Below are 20,220 nucleotides of genomic sequence, written 5' to 3'. Positions count from 1 at the left end.
GGGAGGTGTTACCGTCGAATCCCGTGGATCGCGTGATCACTCTGCTGATCAAGCACGGCGGTCTGCATGACCGCGACAGACGACACGGGAGCAGGCCTTGGCCCCATCAGCACGGACGACCAGGCACATTTTCGTCACCGGGGGCGTCGCCTCCTCGCTGGGTAAGGGCCTCACCGCCTCCAGCCTCGGCAACCTGCTGACCGCGCGCGGGTTGCGCGTGGTGATGCAGAAGCTCGACCCCTACCTGAACGTCGACCCGGGGACGATGAACCCGTTCCAGCACGGTGAGGTCTTCGTCACCGAGGACGGCGCCGAGACCGACCTCGACGTCGGGCACTACGAGCGGTTCCTGGACCGGGCGCTGTCCGGCAAGGCGAACGTCACCACCGGCCAGATCTACTCCGACGTGATCGCCAAGGAGCGGCGCGGCGAGTACCTGGGCGACACCGTCCAGGTCATCCCGCACATCACCAACGAGATCAAGTCGCGGATCCTGGCGATGGCCGACCCGGACGAGGACGGCCAGCTGCCCGACGTGGTGATCACCGAGGTCGGCGGCACGGTCGGCGACATCGAGTCGCTGCCGTTCCTGGAGGCGATCCGCCAGGTCCGCCACGACCTGGGCCGCGACAACTGCTTCTACCTGCACGTCTCGCTGGTGCCGTACCTGGCGCCCTCGGGTGAGCTGAAGACCAAGCCGACCCAGCACTCGGTGGCGCAGCTGCGCAACATCGGCATCCAGCCGGACGCCATCGTGCTGCGCTGCGACCGGGAGATCCCGGAGAAGCTCAAGGAGAAGCTGTCGCTCTACTGCGACGTCGACCGTGAGGCGGTCGTCGCCGCCCCGGACGCCCCGAGCATCTACGACATCCCGAAGGTGCTGCACCGCGAGGGGCTCGACGCGTACGTGGTGCGCCGGCTCGGGCTGTCGTTCCGGGACGTGGACTGGGCCAGCTGGGACGACCTGCTGGAGCGGGTGCACCGGCCCCGGCACACGGTCACCGTCGCGGTGGTCGGCAAGTACGTCGACCTGCCCGACGCGTACCTGTCGGTGAGTGAGGCGATCCGGGCGGCGGGCTTCGGCCACCGGGCCCGGGTACAGCTCAAGTGGGTGCCCAGCGACGAGTGCGTCACCCCGGCCGGCGCCGCTACGGCGTTGGCCGGCGTGGACGGCGTGCTCATCCCCGGCGGCTTCGGCGTCCGCGGCATCGAGGGCAAGATCGGCACCGCCCGGTACGCCCGGGAGGCCGGCATCCCGCTGCTCGGCCTCTGCCTCGGCCTGCAGTGCATGACGATCGAGGTGGCCCGGCACCTGGCCGGGCTGGACGGCGCCAACTCGGTGGAGTTCGACGAGCAGGCGCTGCACCCGGTCATCGCCACGATGGCCGATCAGGAGGACATCGTCGCCGGCCGGGGCGACCTGGGCGGCACCATGCGGCTGGGCGCGTACCCGGCGACGCTGACCGAGGGGTCGCTCGTCGCCGAGGCGTACGGCAGCACCGAGATCAGCGAGCGGCACCGGCACCGCTACGAGGTGAACAACGCCTACCGGGACGCGCTGACCAAGGCGGGCCTGCACATCTCCGGCACCTCCCCGGACGGCCGGCTGGTCGAGTTCATCGAGTTGGACCGGAGCCTGCACCCGTTCTTCGTGGCCACCCAGGCGCACCCGGAGCTGAAGAGCCGCCCGACCCGCCCGCACCCGCTGTTCGCCTCGTTCGTCAAGGCCGCGGTGGCGTACTCGCAGGCCGACCAGTTGCCGGTCGACCTGGACGGGGCGGCGGAGGCCCCGACGACGCGCAAGGCCGCCCGCAACGGCGCCGCGACGAAGGCCGCGTCGGCCTCGTGAGCGCGCGGGTCGGCGGCATCGCCGCGTGCCGAGGGGCGGCGGCGTGAGCGGGGTGGAGCACCGCTACGAGGTGCGGTCCCGGCAGGAGCGGTACCGGGGGCGGATCTTCGACGTGGTCACCGAGGAGGTGACCATGCCCGGCGGTGGGACCGGGTTGCGGGACCTGGTGCGCCACGTCGGTGCGGTGGCCGTGGTGGCGCTCGACGACGCCGGCCAGGTGGTGCTGATCCGGCAGTACCGGCACCCGGTCGGGCGGCACCTGTGGGAGCTGCCGGCCGGTCTGATGGACGTCTCCGGTGAGGAGTTGCCGGCGGCGGCGCTGCGGGAGTTGGCCGAGGAGGCCGACCTCACCGCCGGGCGGGTCGACGTGCTCGTCGACCTGCACAGCTCACCGGGGTTCACCAACGAGGTCGTCCGGGTGTTCCTGGCCCGGGACCTCGCCGACGTGCCGGCCGACGAGCGGCACGAGCGCCACGACGAGGAGGCCGACCTCCAGGTCGTCCGGATCGACCTGGACGAGGCGGTCGCCATGGTCCTGGCCGGTGAGGTCACCAACGCCGCCGCGGTGGCCGGGCTGCTGGCCGCGGCCCGCGCCCGGGACACCGGCTTCACGTCTCTGCGCCGGGCGGACGCGCCGCTGACGCGCTGAGCGTCGCCGCCGGTCCAGCCGGTGGGGGAGTACGCGCCGAAGGGGCCCCGCGGTCAGCCGCGGGGCCCCTTCGTCGGTGCGCTGGTTCAGGAGTCGCGCAGCGGACGGCCCTGGGCGTCCGTGCCGCCGTTGACCAGGATGAGGATGCCGTCGATGACGCCCCAGAGGGCGCCGACGCCGCAGGTCACCAGGCTCACGACGAGCTGGAGAACGGCGATCTTGGTGTGTCCGGTGTAGAACCGACCGGCACCGAAGGTGCCGAGCAGGATGCCGAGGATGCCCGCGACGATCTTGCTCTTGTCGGAGACGCCCTGCGGGTACCCCGGCTGGGGGTACCCGGGCTGGTAAGGAGGAGTGGTCATGGGCGGACACATTAGTGATCCACTCGTCGGCTGTCCGCACCGCCGCCCGGCAGATGGGACGATAATGGTGAAACACTGTCCTGTCGGCTGAGGCGACCCTCGACCGCCGAGCCCTGACACATCGTCAGGCCACCCGGTCAGCGGATGCCACTGTGCTGGCTCGCGACCGCGCCGGGCGGGCCTAGACTGCCGCCGCGGGACCGGTGTACCGCGGTGGCAAAGGGGCCGTCGCGGCACCGAGCAGTCGGGGGAGAGCAGCCCCGAAGAGAGGTGTCTGCATCGTGAAGGTCGGAATCCCACGCGAGGTCAAGAACCACGAGTACCGCGTGGCGATCACGCCAGCGGGCGTCAACGAGTTCACCCGCAGCGGCCACCAGGTCTTCGTCGAGTCCGGCGCCGGGGTTGGCTCCAGCATCACCGACGAGGAGTTCGCCGCCGCCGGCGCGACGATCCTCGCCACCGCCGACGAGGTCTGGGAGACCGCCGAGCTGGTGCTCAAGGTCAAGGAGCCGATCGCCGAGGAGTACCACCGGATGCGTGAGGGGCAGGTGCTCTTCACCTACCTGCACCTGGCCGCCTCCAAGGAGTGCACCGACGCGCTGATCGACCGCGGGGTCACCGGCATCGCGTACGAGACCGTCGAGCTGCCCGACCGGTCGCTGCCCCTGCTCGCCCCGATGTCCGAGGTGGCCGGCCGGCTCGCCCCGCAGGTCGGCGCGTTCTACATGATGCGCACCGGCGGGGGGCGCGGTGTGCTGCCCGGCGGTGTGTCCGGCGTCTACGCCGCCAAGACCGTGGTCATCGGCGCCGGCGTCTCCGGCATGAACGCCGCCGCGATCGCGCTGGGGCTGCAGTCCGAGGTGCTGCTGCTGGACAAGAACGTCGCCCGGCTGCGGCAGGCCGACGCGATCTACCGGGGTCACCTGCAGACCGTCGCGTCCAACGCGTACGAGGTCGAGCGGGCCGTGCTCGACGCCGACCTGGTCATCGGCGCGGTGCTGGTGCCCGGCGCGAAGGCCCCGACGCTGATCTCCAACGAGCTGGTCTCCCGGATGAAGCCGGGCAGTGTGCTCGTCGACATCGCCATCGACCAGGGCGGCTGCTTCGAGGACTCGCGCCCCACCACGCACGCCGACCCGGTCTACAAGGTGCACGAGTCGATCTTCTACTGCGTGGCGAACATGCCCGGCGCGGTACCGAACACCAGCACGTACGCGCTGACGAACGTCACCCTGCCGTACGCCCTGGAGCTGGCCAACCAGGGCTGGCGCGAGGCGCTGCGCAGCGACCCGGCCCTCGCCCTGGGCCTCAACACCCACGCCGGTCAGGTCACCTACGGCCCGGTGGCCGAGGCGCACGGCATGGACGTGCTGCCGTTGGCCGACGCGCTGGCCTGAACGGTGGCGGGCTGAGCGGCGGCACGGACTCCGCCGGCGTGGGCACCCCGCCCACGCCGGCGCTGTTGCGCGCCGTCCGGGGTTACCTCGACCACCTGACCGTCGAACGTGGCCTCTCCGCGAACACGCTCTCCTCGTACCGTCGGGACCTGGAGCGTTACCTGGCGACCCTCGCCGACGCCGGCGTCGACGACCTCGCGTCGGTCGGCGCCGGCCTCGTCGAGTCGCACCTGGCGCGGCTGCGCGCCGGCGACGACGCGCACCCGCCGCTTGCGGTCTCCTCCGCCGCCCGCGCCGCCAGCGCGGTCCGTGGCCTGCACCGCTTCGCGGTGCGCGAGGGCCTGGCCGGCGCCGACCCGAGCCGCGACGTCCGCCCACCCACGCCGCCCCGGCGGCTGCCCCGGGCGCTACCCGTCGACGACGTGGTCCGGCTGCTGGAGACCGCCGGCCCGATCACCGCGACCGGCGACGACGCGCCCCTCGCGCTACGCGACCGGGCGCTGCTGGAGTTCCTGTACGGCACCGGCGCGCGCATCTCCGAGGCGGTCGGCGCCGCCGTGGACGACCTCGACACCGACGAGGGCACCGTGCTGCTGCGCGGCAAGGGCGGCCGGGTGCGGCTGGTACCCATCGGCGGGTACGCCGTCGACGAGGTCCGCGCCTACCTGGTCCGGGCCCGCCCCGGGCTGGCCGCCGCCGGCCGGGGCACCCCCGCGGTGTTCCTCAACGCCCGCGGCGGCGCGCTGTCCCGCCAGGGCGCCTGGGGCATCCTGCGCCGCGCCGCCGCCGGCGCCGGGCTCCCCGTCGACGGGCCCACCGCCGTCTCCCCGCACACCCTGCGCCACTCGTACGCCACCCACCTGCTCGACGGCGGCGCCGACGTCCGGGTGGTCCAGGAACTGCTCGGCCACGCCTCGGTGACCACCACCCAGGTCTACACACTCGTCACCGTGGAGCGGCTGCGCGAGGTGTACACCACCGCCCACCCCCGCGCCCACGGCTGACCCGGCCACGGTCGGCGCCGACACGCCGGGCCGGTGCCGAACCCCCTGCTGGTCGGTGGCGTACAGTCGGCATCGGCGCGGACCTCCTGGAGCGACACGACCGGGGTGCGCAGCGGCGCCGCGAAGGACGTCGGACGGCTCCGACGCCGGGTGGGTCGTCGGGAGGGGGCAACGAGCACATGGCTGGCAACGGTGACCGTGCCGAGACCTGGACGTCGGAGCTCCGCGAGCAGCAGGCCACGCTCGGCGCGGACCTGGGTCCTGCGGACCCGGCTGCCTACACGATGCGCAAGCCCATCCCCGAGCCGATGCCCACCGACCGGCACGGCCCCGCCCGCATCATCGCGATGGCCAACCAGAAGGGTGGCGTCGGCAAGACCACCACCACCATCAACCTGGGTGCCGCCCTCGCCGAGTACGGCCGCAAGGTGCTGCTCGTCGACTTCGACCCGCAGGGCGCCCTCTCGGTGGGCCTCGGCGTCAACCCGCACAACCTCGACCTGTCCGTCTACAACCTGCTCATGCAGGACGACGTGACCGCCGAGGACGTCCTCATCAAGACCGACGTGGCGGGCCTGCACCTGCTGCCGGCCAACATCGACCTCTCCGCCGCCGAGATCCAGCTCGTCAACGAGGTCGCCCGGGAGATGGCCCTGGCCCGGGTGCTGCGCTCGGTCCGCAAGGAGTACGACTACATCCTGATCGACTGCCAGCCGTCGCTCGGCCTGCTGGCGATCAACGCGCTGACCGTCGCACATGGTGTGCTCATCCCCCTGGAGTGCGAGTTCTTCAGCCTGCGCGGTGTGGCGCTGCTGCTGGACACCATCGACAAGGTGCGCGAGCGGCTCAACTTCGACCTGGAACTCGAAGGCATCCTCGCCACCATGTACGACAGCCGCACCACGCACTGCCGGCAGGTCCTCCAGCGGGTGGTGGAGGCGTTCGGCGACAAGGTCTACCAGACAGTCATCACCAAGACGGTGAAGTTCCCCGAGTCCACCGTGGCCGGTGCCCCCATCACGACGATGGACCCGGCCTCATCCGGGGCCCGTAACTACCGTCAGCTGGCCCGCGAGGTGATCGCCGCCCAGTCGGAGCGGTAGCCGGAACGCCCGGTGCCCGCCTCGTGGACTACGGTCGTCCGGTGACCGCGCCACCCCTCGACCCACCCGCGACCGCCGATCCGGCAGTGGTCGACGGCGCGCAGCCCGCCGGGTTCACGGTGCGGCTCGCCAACTTCACCGGCCCGTTCGACCTGCTGCTGCAACTCATCGGCAAACACAAACTCGACGTCACCGAAGTTGCCCTGCACACGGTCACCGACGAGTTCATCGCCTACATCAGGGCCATGGGCGACGACTGGGACCTGGACGAGGCCAGCGAGTTCCTGCTCATCGCCGCGACCCTGCTCGACCTGAAGGCCGCCCGGCTGCTGCCCGCCGCCGACGTCGAGGACGAGGCCGACCTCGCCCTGCTGGAGGCACGGGACCTGCTCTTCGCCCGGCTGTTGCAGTACAAGGCGTACAAGGAGGCGGCGGCGCACATCGCCGAGCTGGAGGCCGTCGGCGGCCGGCGGTATCCCCGCGCGGTCAGCCTGGAGGCCCGCTACGCCGACGCGCTGCCCGACCTGGTGCTCGGCATCGGCCCCCAGCGGCTGCTGAAACTGGCCGTGAAGGCGATGACGCCGAAGCCGGTGCCGGAGGTCTCCGTCGCCCACGTGCACATGGTCCGGGTCAGTGTCCGGGAACACGCGGCCATCCTCGCCGCCCGGCTACGCCGGGCCGGCACCGCCACGTTCTCGCTGCTCTGCGCCGACTGCGAGGCCACCCTGGAGGTGGTGGCCCGGTTCCTCGCGCTGCTGGAGCTGTACCGGGAGGGCCTGGTGTCGTTCGTGCAGGAGCAGGCCCTGGAGGAGCTGACCGTGCGCTGGACCGGCCCGACCGACGGCGACACCGAGCTGCACGTCGACGAGTACGCCGGCAGCCCGGCCGACCCGGAGCCAGCGTCGCTGGGTTCTACGCCTGTGTCGGTGGGGTCTGAGGCTGATCCGGCCGGGTCTGAGCCTTCGGCGGTGGGGTCTGAGCCTGCGTCGGCCGAGTCCGCGGCTGCGCCGACGGGGGTCGGGTCGGAGTCGGTGGGGGAGGCCGGCGGGTCGGACGGGACGGGTACGACGGAGGATGAGCGGGATGAGTGACGAGGAACGCCGGGACTCACTGGCCGAGCAGGCCGCCGCCTGGGTCCCCCCGTGGGACCGCCCCCGCCCACCGGCCGCCGACATCCCCACGCCGTCGGAGGGCCCCGCCACACCATCGGACGCCGAGGAGACTGAAGCGGCGTCGCCCCGACCGGAACCGGAATCCGCCGACGACTCCGCCGCGCCTGACCCGGTCGCGGCGGTCGCGGACCAGATCGACCCGAGTGAGCAGGGCCCGGCTGACGTGGGTGAGCCCGGCCTGGTTGAGCCCGGCCTGGTTGAGTCCGGCTCGTTGGAGGCGGCTCCGGAGGAGGTGACCTCGGAGCCGCAGCTCGGGGCGGTGACGGAGGGCACGGCGGGGGAGTCGGGCGGCGCTGGGGACGTACCCCGGCGGCAGTTGGCGGGGCGGCGGAGGGCGACGGCCGCGCCGGAGCCCGCGCCCGAGCTGGCCGACGCCGAGCTACGCGGCGCGTTGGAGGCGATCCTGCTCGTCGTCGACGAGCCGGTCAGTGAGCTGGTGCTCGCCCAGGTGCTGGAGCAGCCCGCAGAACGGGTCGGGCCGATGCTCGACGAGATCGCCGCCGGTTACACGGCGGCCGGGCACGGGTTCGAGCTGCGCCGGGCGGCCGGTGGGTGGCGGCTGTACACCAGGCCGGAATACGCTACCTACGTTGAGCGGTTCGTGCTGGACGGGCAGTCCGTGCGGCTGACCCAGGCGGCGCTGGAGACGCTCGCCGTGGTCGCCTACAAGCAGCCGGTGACCCGTTCGCGAATCTCAGCCATCCGGGGTGTGAACTGCGACGGGGTCATCCGTACGCTTGTCACCCGTGGCCTCGTCGAGGAGTGCGGCACCGAACAGGACAGCGGGGCGTTCCTCTACCGGACCACCACGTTGTTCCTGGAGAAGCTCGGGCTGAACACCGTCGACGAGCTGCCGCCCCTCGCACCCTTCCTGCCCGACGACGTAGAAGAGCTTGCTGATGCGACCCGATAACCGTGCCCCCAAACCCGACGCCCCCGTCTACGAGGGGGCTGAGCGCCTGCAGAAGGTGCTCGCCGCCGCCGGCGTCGGCTCCCGGCGCGCCTGCGAAGACCTGATCTTCCGCCGCCGGGTCACGGTGGACGGGCGGGTCGCCAAGCTCGGCGACAAGGTCGACCCGGCCACCGCCGTGATCCACGTGGACGGGGAGCGCCTCCAGGTCGACGTTCGCCTGGTCTACGTGGCGATGAACAAGCCGCGTGGAGTGGTCACCTCCATGGCGGACGACAAGGGCCGCAACGAGCTGGCCGACTTCATCGGCAGGCGGCTGGACCAGCGGGTCTACCACGTCGGGCGGCTCGACGCGGACAGCGAAGGCCTGCTGCTGCTCACCAACGACGGCACCCTCGCGCACAAGCTCATGCACCCCTCGTACCAGGTGCTGAAGACCTACCTCGCCGAGGTGGTCGGCCCGATCCCGCGCAACCTGAGCAAGCGGCTCCTCGCGGGCGTCGAGCTGGAGGACGGGCCGGTCAAGGTCGACTCGTTCAAGGTGGTCGGCACCCTGGGTAAAAGCGCCCAGGTGGAGCTGAGCCTGCACGAAGGGCGCAAGCACATCGTCCGGCGGTTGATGGACGAGGTCGGGCACCCGGTCACCCGGCTGGTGCGTACCTCGATCGGCCCGATCCGCCTCGGTGACCTGCGCACCGGGCGGCTCCGGCGGCTGACCAACGCCGAGGTCGCCGCCCTGTTCACCGCGGTGGGTGACTGACCCCCGAGATCGGGGTACGGCAGCCGGTAGGCTCCACCGACGGCCGGGACGCGGCCGCCCGGGTGGCGTGGGTCGCCTCCGGCGGCGGCGCGCGCGGGTTCGCCAGCGGGCCGGGCATGATTGATGACGATTGAACAACCGCTTGCGGCGCCAGCTCACCGGGCGATCCGTGAGGTACGGGCTGAGGAGGACACGGTGCAGGAAAACGTACGGCTTGGGCGATGTGTGGTCGCCGTGGACGGGCCGTCCGGTTCGGGTAAGTCCACCGTGTCGCGGCGGCTCGCCGCCGGCATCGGTGCGCGTTACCTGGACACCGGGGCGATGTACCGGGCGATCACGTGGGCCGTGCTGCGCTCCGGCGTGGACCTCACCGACGCCGCGTCGGTGGCGAAGGTCGCCGGCGAGGTCGACCTGCGCATCGGCACCGACCCGCAGGGGTACGGCGTAACCGTCGACGGTGTCGGCGTGGACGCCGAGATCCGTGGCGCCGAGGTGACCGGAGCGGTCTCGGCCGTCGCCGCCGTGCCGGCTGTCCGGGAGCTGCTCGTCACCCGGCAGCGCGAGATGATCGCCAACGCTGGGCGGATGGTGGTCGAGGGCCGGGACATCGGCTCGGTCGTGGCGCCGGACGCCGACCTGAAGGTCTTCCTGACCGCCTCCGAGGCGGCCCGTGCGGCCCGGCGTAGCGCCGAGGACGCCGCCGACGTCGCGGCCACGGCCGCCGACCTGGCCCGGCGGGACCGTCTCGACTCGACCCGTAAGGTCAACCCGCTGGCCCAGGCGCCCGACGCGGTGGTGCTGGACACCACCGAGCTGGGCATCGACGAGGTCGTGGCGCGGATGCGCGACCTGCTCACCGAGCGGGGCGTCGCATGAGTGAGGGTTCTTGGGTGGAGTTGCGAGAGCCGGACCTTGCCGTCGAGGAACCGGCCGGCCCGCAGCCGGTGGTGGCCGTGGTCGGTCGCCCCAACGTGGGTAAGTCGACGCTGGTCAACCGGATCATCGGCCGCCGGCAGGCGGTCGTCGAGGACGTCCCCGGCGTGACCCGCGACCGGGTCCCGTACGACGCGCAGTGGAACGGCCGGGCGTTCACCGTGGTGGACACCGGCGGTTGGGAGCCGGACGCGAAGGACCGGGCCGCGGCCATCGCGGCGCAGGCCGAGACGGCGGTCGTCACCGCCGACGTGGTCCTCTTCGTAGTCGACGCGATGGTGGGCTCCACCGACGTGGACGAGGCCGCGGTGAAGATGCTGCGGCGCAGCGCCAAGCCGGTGATCCTGGTGGCGAACAAGGCCGACAACAACTCCATCGAGATGGAGGCGACCTCGCTGTGGTCGCTCGGTCTCGGTGAGCCGTTCCCGGTGTCCGCGCTGCACGGGCGCGGCTCCGGCGACCTGCTGGACGCCATCCTCGCCGCGCTGCCCGAGGCACCGGCGATCGTGGAGAACCGTCCACGTGGGCCGCGCCGGGTGGCGCTTGTCGGACGGCCGAACGTCGGCAAGTCCAGCCTGCTCAACCGGTTCTCCGGCGAGGAGCGGGCGGTCGTCGACTCGGTGGCGGGCACCACTGTGGACCCGGTGGACAGCCTGGTCGAGATCGGCGGTCAGACCTGGCAGCTCGTCGACACGGCCGGGCTGCGTAAGCGGGTCGGCAAGGCCAGCGGCACCGAGTACTACGCCAGCCTGCGGACCGCCGGCGCGATCGAGGCCGCCGAGGTGGCCGTGGTGCTGTTGGACTCCAGCGAGCCGATCAGCGAGCAGGACCAGCGGATTCTGTCGATGGTGACCGAGTCGGGCCGGGCGCTGGTCATCGCGTTCAACAAGTGGGACCTCGTCGACGCCGACCGCCGGTACTACCTGGACAAGGAAATCGACCGGGAACTGCGCCGCATCCCCTGGGCGATCCGGCTGAACCTGTCCGCGATGACCGGCCGTGCCGTGGACAAGCTGGCCCCGGCCCTGAACAAGGCGCTGGCCAGCTGGGAAACCCGCGTACCGACCGCGCACCTCAACCAGTGGCTCACCGCCCTGGTGCAGGCCACCCCCCACCCGGTACGTGGTGGACGGGCGCCGCGGATCCTGTTCGCGACGCAGGCCGGTGTGGCGCCCCCACGGTTCGTGCTCTTCACCACCGGCCCGCTGGACGCTGGGTACCAGCGCTTCGTCGAGCGCAAGCTCCGCGAGGAGTTCGGGTACGAGGGCAGCCCCATCGAGATCTCGGTCCGCCCCCGTAAGAAGCTCGGCCCCGGCGGCCGAGGCAAGGCGCACGGCTGACGGTTTTGCCGTTCTGCCGTTTCCGCTCCGCAAATGCCGGATGGGTAAACCTACCCATCCGGCATTTGTCCATCCAACCCCACCCTCCTAGGACGCTCTAGGGGTTGTGTGGTGGTTCGGTCAGGTCGCGACGGCGGTGGGGCCTGTGCGGACGACCCGGAGCTGCTGCGCTAAGCTGTACCGGCTGCCGCGGGGGAAACCACGCGGGGGCGGGACGTGGCGCAGCTTGGTAGCGCACTTGACTGGGGGTCAAGGGGTCGTCGGTTCGAATCCGGCCGTCCCGACAGCGAAAGGGTTTCCGCAGGTCAATGACTTGCAGAAGCCCTTTTTCTATTCTTATGGCTCGATCTAGTGGCGGGTGAGGCGCTGCTGGAACCCTTAACTCGGGTGGTTTTCAAGCCGATATTGGTTGCCCTCGGCTGTGAATCGCCTGGTAGGGGTACTGCGTGGTTGCGGGGTGGTCGCTGCTGGACCTCTTGACTGCAGACGATTTTGGACAAAAGGGCATGACCGCGCTTCGTCGCTTGCTCCGCCACCCAGCGGCGGTTGACCGGCTCGAATTTTGAGTTCTGGTCGGCGCCGTTGCGGCGGTTCTCATCGCCTGACGTCCAGCTCAGGTTCATGCCGCAGTGCGATCGCTCTCCGACAACAGCAGGGCCGGTACGGCACCGGTCATCGCGGCCAGGGCCACCAGCACCAGCAGGGCGCTCGCGGTATTTGGCGGCGGGGTCTCGAGCCGTGTCGGCTTTCTGGCGGGCGTACTGCGGGGACGCCGAGAAGCGTGGCCAGCCTGCTGCCCAGCCACAGCGCCGACGAGCCCGAGAAGAGGTACGTGGCGGCGAGTACCTGCGGTGTCCGTACCGGCAGCGGAGTGGTCATGACACCGCTCCGACCGTTCGCCGGGTTCGGCGGATCAGGCGGCCGCCGACGGCCAGCCAGGTCAACCTGGGAAGCGCGATAAGGTAGAAAGACGGCCGGCGCAGCGGCGATGCCGGTGACGGGTTGGGCGCGTGTGGCGGGCGTTCGGTGGTGCGGCCACCGGCCTATACCGCACCGTTACCCTCCGCACTTGATGATCAGACCGTGCGGTCGACCGTCGGCGTCCCGTGGGCGAGGAAAAGCGCGTGACGGCTTGGCGTATGGCCGTGGGCTGGTTTACGTCTGCGCCGATCTCGAACAGTAGGTCCCGGTCGGTTTGGTTAACGGCCAGCGTACGCAGCAGCGACAGGCAGGTCCGGCCGTTGTCGCCGGTCGGGTCGTCGGCCCAGTGCTCCAGCAGCGCCGCCAGCACGTCAGTCCGTAGCCCGGGGTCGTCGGTGCCTAGGAACGCGTCGGTGCTGACCAGCAGATGCCCGGCGGCTGCGGCCCCGCTCGGCTCCGCCAACCGGCCCCGCAGCAGCTCGGTTGGCTACTTTACGTCGCCGCCCACGACGATCGCGACCGGCGCGAACGACAGCGCCGACTCGACCGCACGGGCCGTCCGGCGAGCCTGAAATGATCAGGCGCAGGTTCTCGGCCGGGGCGTCGCCCGCCACCCGCTGACCGTCCCGAAGCGAGGCATCCCCAGGTCGCGGGTCGATCACCTACGGGCCGGATCCGTCCCGGTTTCCGGGCCTGGTCGATCCGGCTCGGACCGTGTCATGCTGCACGGACCCGAACGGAGGACGACGATGGCTGCTGGCGATGCCGTACAGGTGCGGCCGGCGCGGGGGTCGCTGCGATCGCTGGTGTCCGGGGCGACGCTGGTCGCGGTCCTGGCGTTGCTGTTCGGGCTGCCGTGGTGGACGTTGACGGTGGCGGCGCGGTGGCCGGCGCCGGTGGTGGCCGCCGGCACGGGCGTGTTCGTCGTGGCGCTGGTCGCGTTCCCCGTTCTGATGTATCTCGGGCACGGCCGCCGGCGGCTGGACGCTGCGGCCCGCGTGGGGGACACACTCCTTGGCCTGGTCTGGATCCTGTTCGTCTGGGCGCTGCTCGGCAACGTGGCCCGGCTCCCGCTGGCCGCCGCGGGGGTCGCCGATCCGGTGCGGTCCCGGGCTGTGGCGGTCGGTGTAGCGGTTGTCTCGGTCGTCCTGGCCGTCTGGGGGTACGCCGAGGCGATGCGGGTGCCCCGGGTCCGGCGGGTGGACGTCACCGTGGATCGGCTGGGTGCGGGTCTCGACGGGGTCCGGGTGGTGCTGCTGACGGACACCCACTACGGACCGATCGACCGTGCCCGCTGGTCCGTGCGGACCACCGACGTGGTCAACGGGTTGGCTGCCGACATCGTCTGCCACACCGGCGACATCGCCGACGGTACGGTCGACCAGCGCCGGGCGCAGGCCGCGCCGCTGGGCGCCGTCCGGGCCCGGCTGGCCCGGGTGTACGTGACGGGCAACCACGAGTACTACGGCGAGGCGGAGGGCTGGGTCGAGCACATGCGGACCCTCGGCTGGGAGCCGCTGCACAACCGGCACCTTGTCGTGGAGCGGGGCGGCGCCCGGCTCGTCGTCGCCGGGGTCGACGACGTGACCGCCGCCTCGTCCGGCGTCGCCGGTCACCGCGCCGACCACGCCGCGGCGCTCGCCGGCACCGACCCGCGGCTGCCCGTGCTGCTGCTGGCGCACCAGCCCAAGCAGATCGACGACGCGGTCGCGGCCGGCGTGGATCTGCAACTGTCCGGGCACACCCACGGCGGCCAGATGTGGCCGTTCCACTACCTGGTCCGGCTCGACCAGCCGGTCGTGCAGGGCCTCAGCCGGCATGGCCAGACCCAGCTCTATACGAGCCGGGGGACCGGTTTCTGGGGTCCGCCATTCCGGATCTTCGCGCCGAGCGAGATCACCCTGCTCACCCTCCGAGCGAGGTAGCCCCGACCGGGCCAACACCTACCGCCTCACCTGAACGTGACCCGGACTCCCCCGGTCAACCCCGGTGGCTATCCCCGGGCCCCGGGATCAATCCGCATGCACCCGATGCCCAGTCGCCTCGCTTGGTCAAAGCGGCGCTCACGACAGACCGAGGCACAAAACGTCCAGGGTGAGTGCGATCGTGAGGATGACGCGCTGGCTCTTTCCGAGGGTGACACCCAGTCCGACGAGCAGGCCGTCGACGAGCGTCTCCACCGTGGGGCGCTGGTCGCGCTGGCGATCCCGTCCTGTTCCGCCGGTTGGGTGCCGACCCAAGACGTGAACTGCGAAACGACGTCAATTGAAGGATGTTAGGGCAGGTTGTCAGCGGCCGACGCCGGATCGCGGCGTGGTGGACGGGAAGCGCGACGGTGGCCACGTCATGGACGACGGAGTCCAGCAGGCGCTGGACGCGGGGCTGCTGCCGGGAGACGAGTCGAATGTCGCCGATGATCATCGCCAGGATGGTGTCGTACAAGATGCTACTCATCTGGGAGCGGACAGTGCCGTCGTCGCGGACGATGTGGGTCGGGTCGGGGTGGGTGGCGAGCCGGTGCAGGAGGTCATGTGCCTCCTGCACCGCGCGTACGGCGGTGGTGACGTCGTTGATGCCCGGAGACAGCGCGCGTCCGGCGATGTCGGCGAGCTGGCGGAAGCCGAAACCGAGGTCCTGGCCCGGGGTGCGTTCCACGCCGATGGTCACGCCCTGTTCGGCCGCCTCGACTGGCACCGGGCGAGGCGTGGCGTCGGCTGTCGCCGCGAAGGACGGGTACGGCAATGGAGTCCCGGGGCACCAGCCGGCACGGCCCGGCGCGCTGATCGTGCATCGGTTCGCCGTTGATGGCCCCGAGTAACAGGTCCACGGTCGTCCGGCCGATTCCCTCGGGGTCCATGTCGATGCTGGTCGGGTTGGGCCGGCAGCGCTGCCGCAGAAGATCGCGTCGATCGGAGCCTCGGCCGACAGCAGGATTCCCGCGGCCTGCCGCCCCCACGACTCGCTCCACTCGCCGTAGAGGCTGGGGGTGGCGAGGTGTAAGCCTTCGGTGGTGAGGGTCTCGATCGTCGCGGCGGCGCGGACGGAGGCGGAGTGGTGGTGCTCTGGGCCGGCGCCGAGGGCGTCCTCGGCGCCGATGAGCATCGGGATGCTGATCCGGCCGATGGTGTCAGTGGTGATCATGCCGACCGTGTGGGTGCGCCCGGTCTGCAGGCAGCGTGCGGCGGCGTTGGCGACGAAACCCAGCTGATCGGCGGCCTGTTGCACCCGTAGCCGGGTCTCCGGCCGTAGTGCACCGCGACCGTTGAGCGCCGTGGAGGCCGTGCCGGTGGAGGCCCCTGCGAGCGCCGCAACCTGGCTGATGGTGACGGCGCGTTCGATGGTGCTCAGCGTCTCCTCCACAGTTTCCTATCGGTCCCTGCTGGTCAGTTGTTGGAGACCATGGGCATGTCGAAGTTCGACTTGACGTGACCGCTACTCTGTTGTTGGTCAATCACGGTGACCAAGTCGTCATGGACCTCCCGGCTGGGGTCCAGTGAGGGCGACTGAAGGGTGTGCCACCCTCCGCGCGTCACACCCTTGTCGTTGTAGGTGCGTTATCTCGATTGCCGTTGGCCGGGCAGCGGAACGGGAGACGAGCGTGCCCTCATTCGACCTTGCGGCTGTGCCGGCCACGGTGGTGCGACCGCTGATTGTCGCGATCGCTCACATTCCGATCATGGTGCTAGCGCTGTGTATCGCGCCGATCTTGCTCCTCGTGGCGGTAAGGCCCCAGTCGCACGGTGACCTGGCGGTCCGACTGCTGTGCGAGTTGCGGATCTGGAGCCGAGACGCGGTGGGTGCCGCTAGCGGTCGGCGTACGCGGTGACCCGCGTCCAGATCAAGGATCTCGCACGCGCCCGTCGCCGCTACACCGGTGAGAGCTACCAGCAGGCTCAAAACCTGGTCGCGGCTGTGCCTGCCGGCGAGGCGCTGCTGCCCGACGCGCTCAGCGAGCCGCAAGCGGCCGTCGAGTCCGCTGTCATGAACCAGCTTCTCCTTGCGTCGCGGGAGTTGTCGGTAGACCTTCCCGATCGCTGTGTTCCGCTGCCGGTGCAGGCTGTTCGTCCGCTGGCGGCATCGCTTCGCGTTACGGTGCCGATCAACGAGGTCGAGCAGTTCGCCGCCATGCTCAGCGCCGGGGGGACCACCTCGGGCGGGCCAACGGGTGAGGCATTCATGTTCACCTCGGCCAAAGATGTCGTGACCCTGGCCTTGCCGGAGCAGGCGGATGGGCAGGTACAACTGCGGTGTTCGTGGGATCGGCTTCGTTCGGCGCTACGCACCGCGCCCAGCGTCGAGGTCCTATCCGGCGGCCGGCTGCGGGTGTTTTCTGGTTCGCTGCGGGGGGCACCCCGCCCGGAGCACCGTGCGGCGCTCAGTGCCTGCCTCCGGCGCGTCAGGCTGTTCTCGAACCCTCATGCCCTCTCCTGGTTGGTGGACTGGAATGAGTGGGTGCTCTCGGACCGCCGCCAGGATCGCCCGATGCCGCCAGAGGATGTGCGGTCGGCATTTGCCAGGTCACGCTTTGGCCCGACGAGCGCCGAGGTTTCCGTGCTTCTCTGGGGCGGGGCGCAGGCGGGGACGGCTGGCGCCCCTCGGCCCCGGCCTTCTACTGACCGCGTCGATCCGCGCACCGCCACCACACGCGTTTCCCCGGACCCGGAGAGCGATGGGGTGTCCCTCGCCGGCGTCACGTTCGTTCTCTCTGCCGCCGAGTTGACGCGACTCGTCGCGCAGCGCGCTCTGCCTGGGGCAGTCATCGGGCACACCCATCCCGACTCCGATCCCCTCGTGGCGGCCGCAGTTCGCGCGGCGATGCGCCGGGTGGCCACGTTGGCCGCGGAGCTTGTGCGGGCTGGGCTCGGCGCGGTCTCAATGATCATCGGTTTCCAACTCCCACTGAGCACCAGGCAGGTCGACGTGGTGCTCGCCGGTGTGCATCCGGAGACCGGGCGTCCTGCGTACGTGGTTGTCGAGTTGAAGCCGTGGACGCATGTACGGTCGATCGCGAATTCTGTTTCGCTGGTGGCGGTCGGGCACGCAGGAGTGGCGAACCTGCATCCGGGTGTGCAGGTTGGTGCGTACTGCGAATACCTGAGTGACGTTCTCGGTGTGCTGGCCGCAACCGGGGACGGTTCGATCCGAGGGGCCGCCTATCTTTACCAGGCCGTGGATCGCGACGTCAGCGACCTGCTCGCCCACAGTGCTGACGACCACGGCCGGGTCTTCACCAAGCAACGACGGGGACCGTTCCTCGACTACCTGTGCGCTCACCTTGGTTCCGCCTCCGGAGCGGGTGCCGCTGACCAACTGCTCGCGAGTCCCGTACGCCCCAGCAGGCACTTGCTGGGGTACGCCGGCCAAGAGCTGCGGGAGCGCTCACACTTCAGGCTGCTCGACGAGCAACGCGTGGCGTACGAGATGGTGTTGCGCGCGGTGAAGCGCGCCCGTACCGCGGAACGCAAGACAGTCGTGGTGGTGTCCGGTGGGCCAGGTAGCGGCAAGAGCGTCATCGGCCTGTCAGTGCTCGGCGAGCTGGCCCGGCAGGGCCATTCGGTCATGCACGCCACCGGGTCGCGGTCGTTCACGCAGACCTTGCGCCGGTACGCTGGTAAGGGAAGTCAGCGGCTCCGAAGCCTGTTCCGCTACTTCAACAGCTTCATGGAAGCTGAGCCGAACGGCCTCGACGTGCTGATCTGTGACGAGGTCCATCGCATACGGGCAACCTCGGTCAACCGATTCACCCCCGGAAGTCGGCGGGACCGGCATCGACCGCAGATCGAGGAGTTAATGGAAGCCGCCCGGGTGCCGGTCTTCCTCCTCGACGAGGATCAAGTGGTCCGGCCTGGCGAGCTGGGTAGCCTGACGCTCATCGCCCGGTATGCCAGGAAGCACGACCTGGAGATCGAGGTTGTCTCCTTGCATGACCAATTCCGGTCGGGTGGCAGTCGCACCTACGTCCAGTGGACCGAAGCCCTGCTCAGCGCCGACGATGATAAGCCGATGACGTGGAGCGGGGACGGTCGTTTCGACCTGCGGATGGTCGACTCGCCGGAAGAGATGGAGGCGTCCCTCGCTGGCAAGCATGCGGCTGGCGAGACGGCGAGATTGTCGGCCGGCTACTGCTGGCCCTGGAGCGATCCTCGACCGGACGGTTCGCTCGTGCCGGACGTGCAGATCGACGGCTGGGCCCGCCCCTGGAACGCCAGGAGTGAGCGCAGCGTCGGCGATGCCCCCGGTTCCGCCTTCTGGGCAACCGACCCCAACGGCTTCGGTCAGATCGGCACCGTCTACACAGCGCAGGGCTTCGACTACGACTGGGCAGGCGTCATCATCGGTCCGGACCTTGTCGCCCGTGACGGCCGACTGGTCACCCGCCCTTCAGCATCGAAGGATCCGACGTTCCGCAACAGTGCAGCCATGAGCGACGAAGCCGCCGACCGCCTCATTCGCAACGCCTACCGGGTGCTGATGACCCGGGGCATGCGCGGTGTGCTGCTCTATTCCACGGATCCAGAGACTCAGGCGTTCCTGGCTGCCCGGATGCATGCCGGGGCACGGTCTGCCACCGACTCTGGGGGTTCCGGGGGCTGACGACCAGTCGGCCGTGTTCTTCGCGGTACCCCGATCGTCTGGGCCGCCCCTTCGGCCACTGGCAGAGCATGACGGCCACGCGCCGCGGGACGGGACTCGGGCGGCGCGCTCCGGCGGGAACCGGATGCCGAACGAGGCGCGTGTGCTCGTATACGGTCAGGGCCCAGTGGTGGTGGTGCGGCCATGGCAGTCCCACAGCTGCGCGCCGCATAGCACCGTGCCGATGTCGATCGTCCAGGCTGATAGGTTGATCTCAGGTGTGCAGGGAAGCCTGGTCGGCGTTGCGATGACGGCTGACCAGAACCGGAGAAGCGCCGCATGAGCACCCTGGCCTGGATCGCGGTGGCCGTGTTCGCCGCCGCCTAACGTCCTGATCGCCACGGAGAAGGTCAACCGGGTGACGGTGGCCCTGGGTGGGGCGTCGATCATGTTGGCGATTGGGGCGACCGACGCCGAGCACGCGTTCTTCTCCGAAGAGGCGGGCATCGACTGGACTCGTCTTTCTGCTGCTGGGGATGATGCTGATCGTCGGCGAGCTGAAACGCGCCGGCCTGCGAGTACCTGGCGATCTGGAGCGCCAAGAAGGCCCGAGGCCGCCCGTTCCCAATCATGGTCATCCTGTTGTGACCGCCGTGGTGTCGGCCTGTTCATCATGATCGGAGCGCTGATCGCCACCGGGGTGATCGACAGCATCGCCCGCTCGGCGAGCGAGGCCGTCGAGGGCAAGCTGTGGCCGGCCACCATGTTGCTGCTGTGGGCGTCGGCCGGGTTGTCGGCGATCGTGGACAACATCCCGTACGTGGCCACGATAAGCCCGATCGTCGACGAGCTGGTGGACGCCGAGGGTGGGCTCGGTAAGGCTCAGGTGCTCTGGTGGGCGCTCGCCATCGGGGCTGACTTCGGCGGCAACGCCACTGCCGTCGGCGCGTCGGCAACGTGGTGGTGCTCGGCATCGCCGACCGCGAGTTCCACGACGCCCGCAGGCCGAACTCGGCCCGGCGCTTCCGGGAGTGTTGCGACGAACCCATTACTCGGCTGGCTTATACTTCAGGCGACCTGGACAAACGTGCGTGAGCATGCCGCTGGGACCCTCAACTACTGGGGGTCAAGGGGTCGTCGGTTCGAATCCGGCCGTCCCGACCGATTGACCTGGGGAGACGAAGATCTTCTCAGGCAACGGCGGTAACATCCGGTAACGGATGATCATTGTTGGCGGTAACCACGTG

The 20,220-nt window shown here is 70.4% G+C and carries 14 protein-coding genes, 1 tRNA gene and 3 pseudogenes; 14 read left to right on the top strand and 4 right to left on the bottom strand.

The window, feature by feature from the left end; genetic code table 11:
- The first annotated feature begins 97 nt into the window (after positions 1-97).
- Positions 98-1,849, top strand: coding sequence for a CTP synthase (locus ACWER9_RS02005; RefSeq protein ID WP_452300010.1), 1,752 nt, complete (start codon positions 98-100; stop codon positions 1,847-1,849).
- A 43-nt stretch (positions 1,850-1,892) separates the two neighbouring features.
- A complete protein-coding gene (locus ACWER9_RS02000; protein WP_452300009.1) occupies positions 1,893-2,498 on the top strand; it encodes an NUDIX domain-containing protein in 606 nt (201 codons plus the stop codon).
- Positions 2,499-2,584: 86 nt separating this feature from the next.
- On the opposite strand, the gene ACWER9_RS01995 is transcribed toward ACWER9_RS02000, so the two are convergent.
- Positions 2,585-2,860: a TM2 domain-containing protein gene (locus ACWER9_RS01995; protein ID WP_452300008.1), complete on the bottom strand. Its 276-nt coding sequence runs from the start codon at positions 2,858-2,860 to the stop codon at positions 2,585-2,587.
- A 281-nt stretch (positions 2,861-3,141) separates the two neighbouring features.
- Here ACWER9_RS01995 and ald point away from each other — a divergent pair, with 281 nt between their 5' ends.
- The 10 genes from ald to ACWER9_RS01945 all read left to right on the top strand — a co-directional run bounded on the left by ald (position 3,142) and on the right by ACWER9_RS01945 (position 14,325).
- Positions 3,142-4,257, top strand: a complete 1,116-nt coding sequence (gene ald, locus ACWER9_RS01990; protein ID WP_452300007.1) for an alanine dehydrogenase — start codon at positions 3,142-3,144, stop codon at positions 4,255-4,257.
- 38 nt (positions 4,258-4,295) lie between these two features.
- Positions 4,296-5,261, top strand: coding sequence for a site-specific tyrosine recombinase XerD (locus ACWER9_RS01985; protein WP_452300006.1), 966 nt, complete (start codon positions 4,296-4,298; stop codon positions 5,259-5,261).
- Between the two features lie 179 nt (positions 5,262-5,440).
- A complete protein-coding gene (locus tag ACWER9_RS01980; RefSeq protein ID WP_088990243.1) occupies positions 5,441-6,364 on the top strand; it encodes a ParA family protein in 924 nt (307 codons plus the stop codon).
- A gap of 41 nt (positions 6,365-6,405) precedes the next feature.
- Positions 6,406-7,455, top strand: coding sequence for a segregation and condensation protein A (locus ACWER9_RS01975; protein WP_452300005.1), 1,050 nt, complete (start codon positions 6,406-6,408; stop codon positions 7,453-7,455).
- Complete coding sequence (gene scpB, locus ACWER9_RS01970) at positions 7,448-8,449, top strand: SMC-Scp complex subunit ScpB (protein ID WP_452300004.1); 1,002 nt, start codon at positions 7,448-7,450, stop codon at positions 8,447-8,449. Before ACWER9_RS01975 ends, scpB begins: the two co-directional genes overlap by 8 nt.
- Positions 8,436-9,206 carry a pseudouridine synthase gene (locus ACWER9_RS01965; protein WP_452300003.1) on the top strand — a complete coding sequence of 257 codons (771 nt, stop codon included), beginning with the start codon at positions 8,436-8,438 and terminating at the stop codon, positions 9,204-9,206. Before scpB ends, ACWER9_RS01965 begins: the two co-directional genes overlap by 14 nt.
- A gap of 195 nt (positions 9,207-9,401) precedes the next feature.
- Complete coding sequence (gene cmk, locus ACWER9_RS01960) at positions 9,402-10,082, top strand: (d)CMP kinase (RefSeq protein ID WP_452300002.1); 681 nt, start codon at positions 9,402-9,404, stop codon at positions 10,080-10,082.
- Positions 10,079-11,479, top strand: a complete 1,401-nt coding sequence (der, locus tag ACWER9_RS01955; protein WP_452300001.1) for a ribosome biogenesis GTPase Der — start codon at positions 10,079-10,081, stop codon at positions 11,477-11,479. The genes cmk and der overlap by 4 nt, the downstream gene beginning before the upstream one ends.
- 210 nt (positions 11,480-11,689) lie before the next feature.
- Positions 11,690-11,763: transfer RNA gene (locus ACWER9_RS01950), tRNA-Pro, on the top strand.
- Between the two features lie 1,386 nt (positions 11,764-13,149).
- The gene (locus tag ACWER9_RS01945; protein ID WP_452300000.1) at positions 13,150-14,325 is read left to right on the top strand and encodes a metallophosphoesterase; all 1,176 of its coding nucleotides are present in this window, start codon (positions 13,150-13,152) and stop codon (positions 14,323-14,325) included.
- 55 nt (positions 14,326-14,380) lie between these two features.
- Here ACWER9_RS01945 and ACWER9_RS01940 read toward each other — a convergent pair.
- The 3 pseudogenes from ACWER9_RS01940 to ACWER9_RS01930 all read right to left on the bottom strand — a co-directional run.
- Positions 14,381-15,076 (bottom strand): annotated as a pseudogene (locus ACWER9_RS01940) (DUF2254 family protein); the annotation flags it as partial.
- A gap of 127 nt (positions 15,077-15,203) precedes the next feature.
- Positions 15,204-15,257: pseudogene (locus ACWER9_RS01935) on the bottom strand (hypothetical protein); the annotation flags it as partial.
- Between the two features lie 389 nt (positions 15,258-15,646).
- A pseudogene (locus ACWER9_RS01930) lies at positions 15,647-15,760 on the bottom strand (LacI family transcriptional regulator); the annotation flags it as partial.
- A gap of 462 nt (positions 15,761-16,222) precedes the next feature.
- Between ACWER9_RS01930 and ACWER9_RS01925 the strand changes: the two are divergent.
- Together ACWER9_RS01925 and ACWER9_RS01920 are read left to right on the top strand one after the other, a co-directional pair.
- Positions 16,223-18,994 carry a DNA/RNA helicase domain-containing protein gene (locus ACWER9_RS01925; protein ID WP_452299999.1) on the top strand — a complete coding sequence of 924 codons (2,772 nt, stop codon included), beginning with the start codon at positions 16,223-16,225 and terminating at the stop codon, positions 18,992-18,994.
- A 397-nt stretch (positions 18,995-19,391) separates the two neighbouring features.
- A complete protein-coding gene (locus ACWER9_RS01920; protein ID WP_452299998.1) occupies positions 19,392-20,180 on the top strand; it encodes an SLC13 family permease in 789 nt (262 codons plus the stop codon).
- The last annotated feature ends 40 nt before the right edge of the window (positions 20,181-20,220 follow it).

This window comes from Micromonospora sp. NPDC003944 (genome assembly GCF_053605225.1).
The sequence above is the reverse complement of the archived record's forward strand: the minus strand, read 5'-3'. Positions and strand labels throughout refer to the sequence as shown.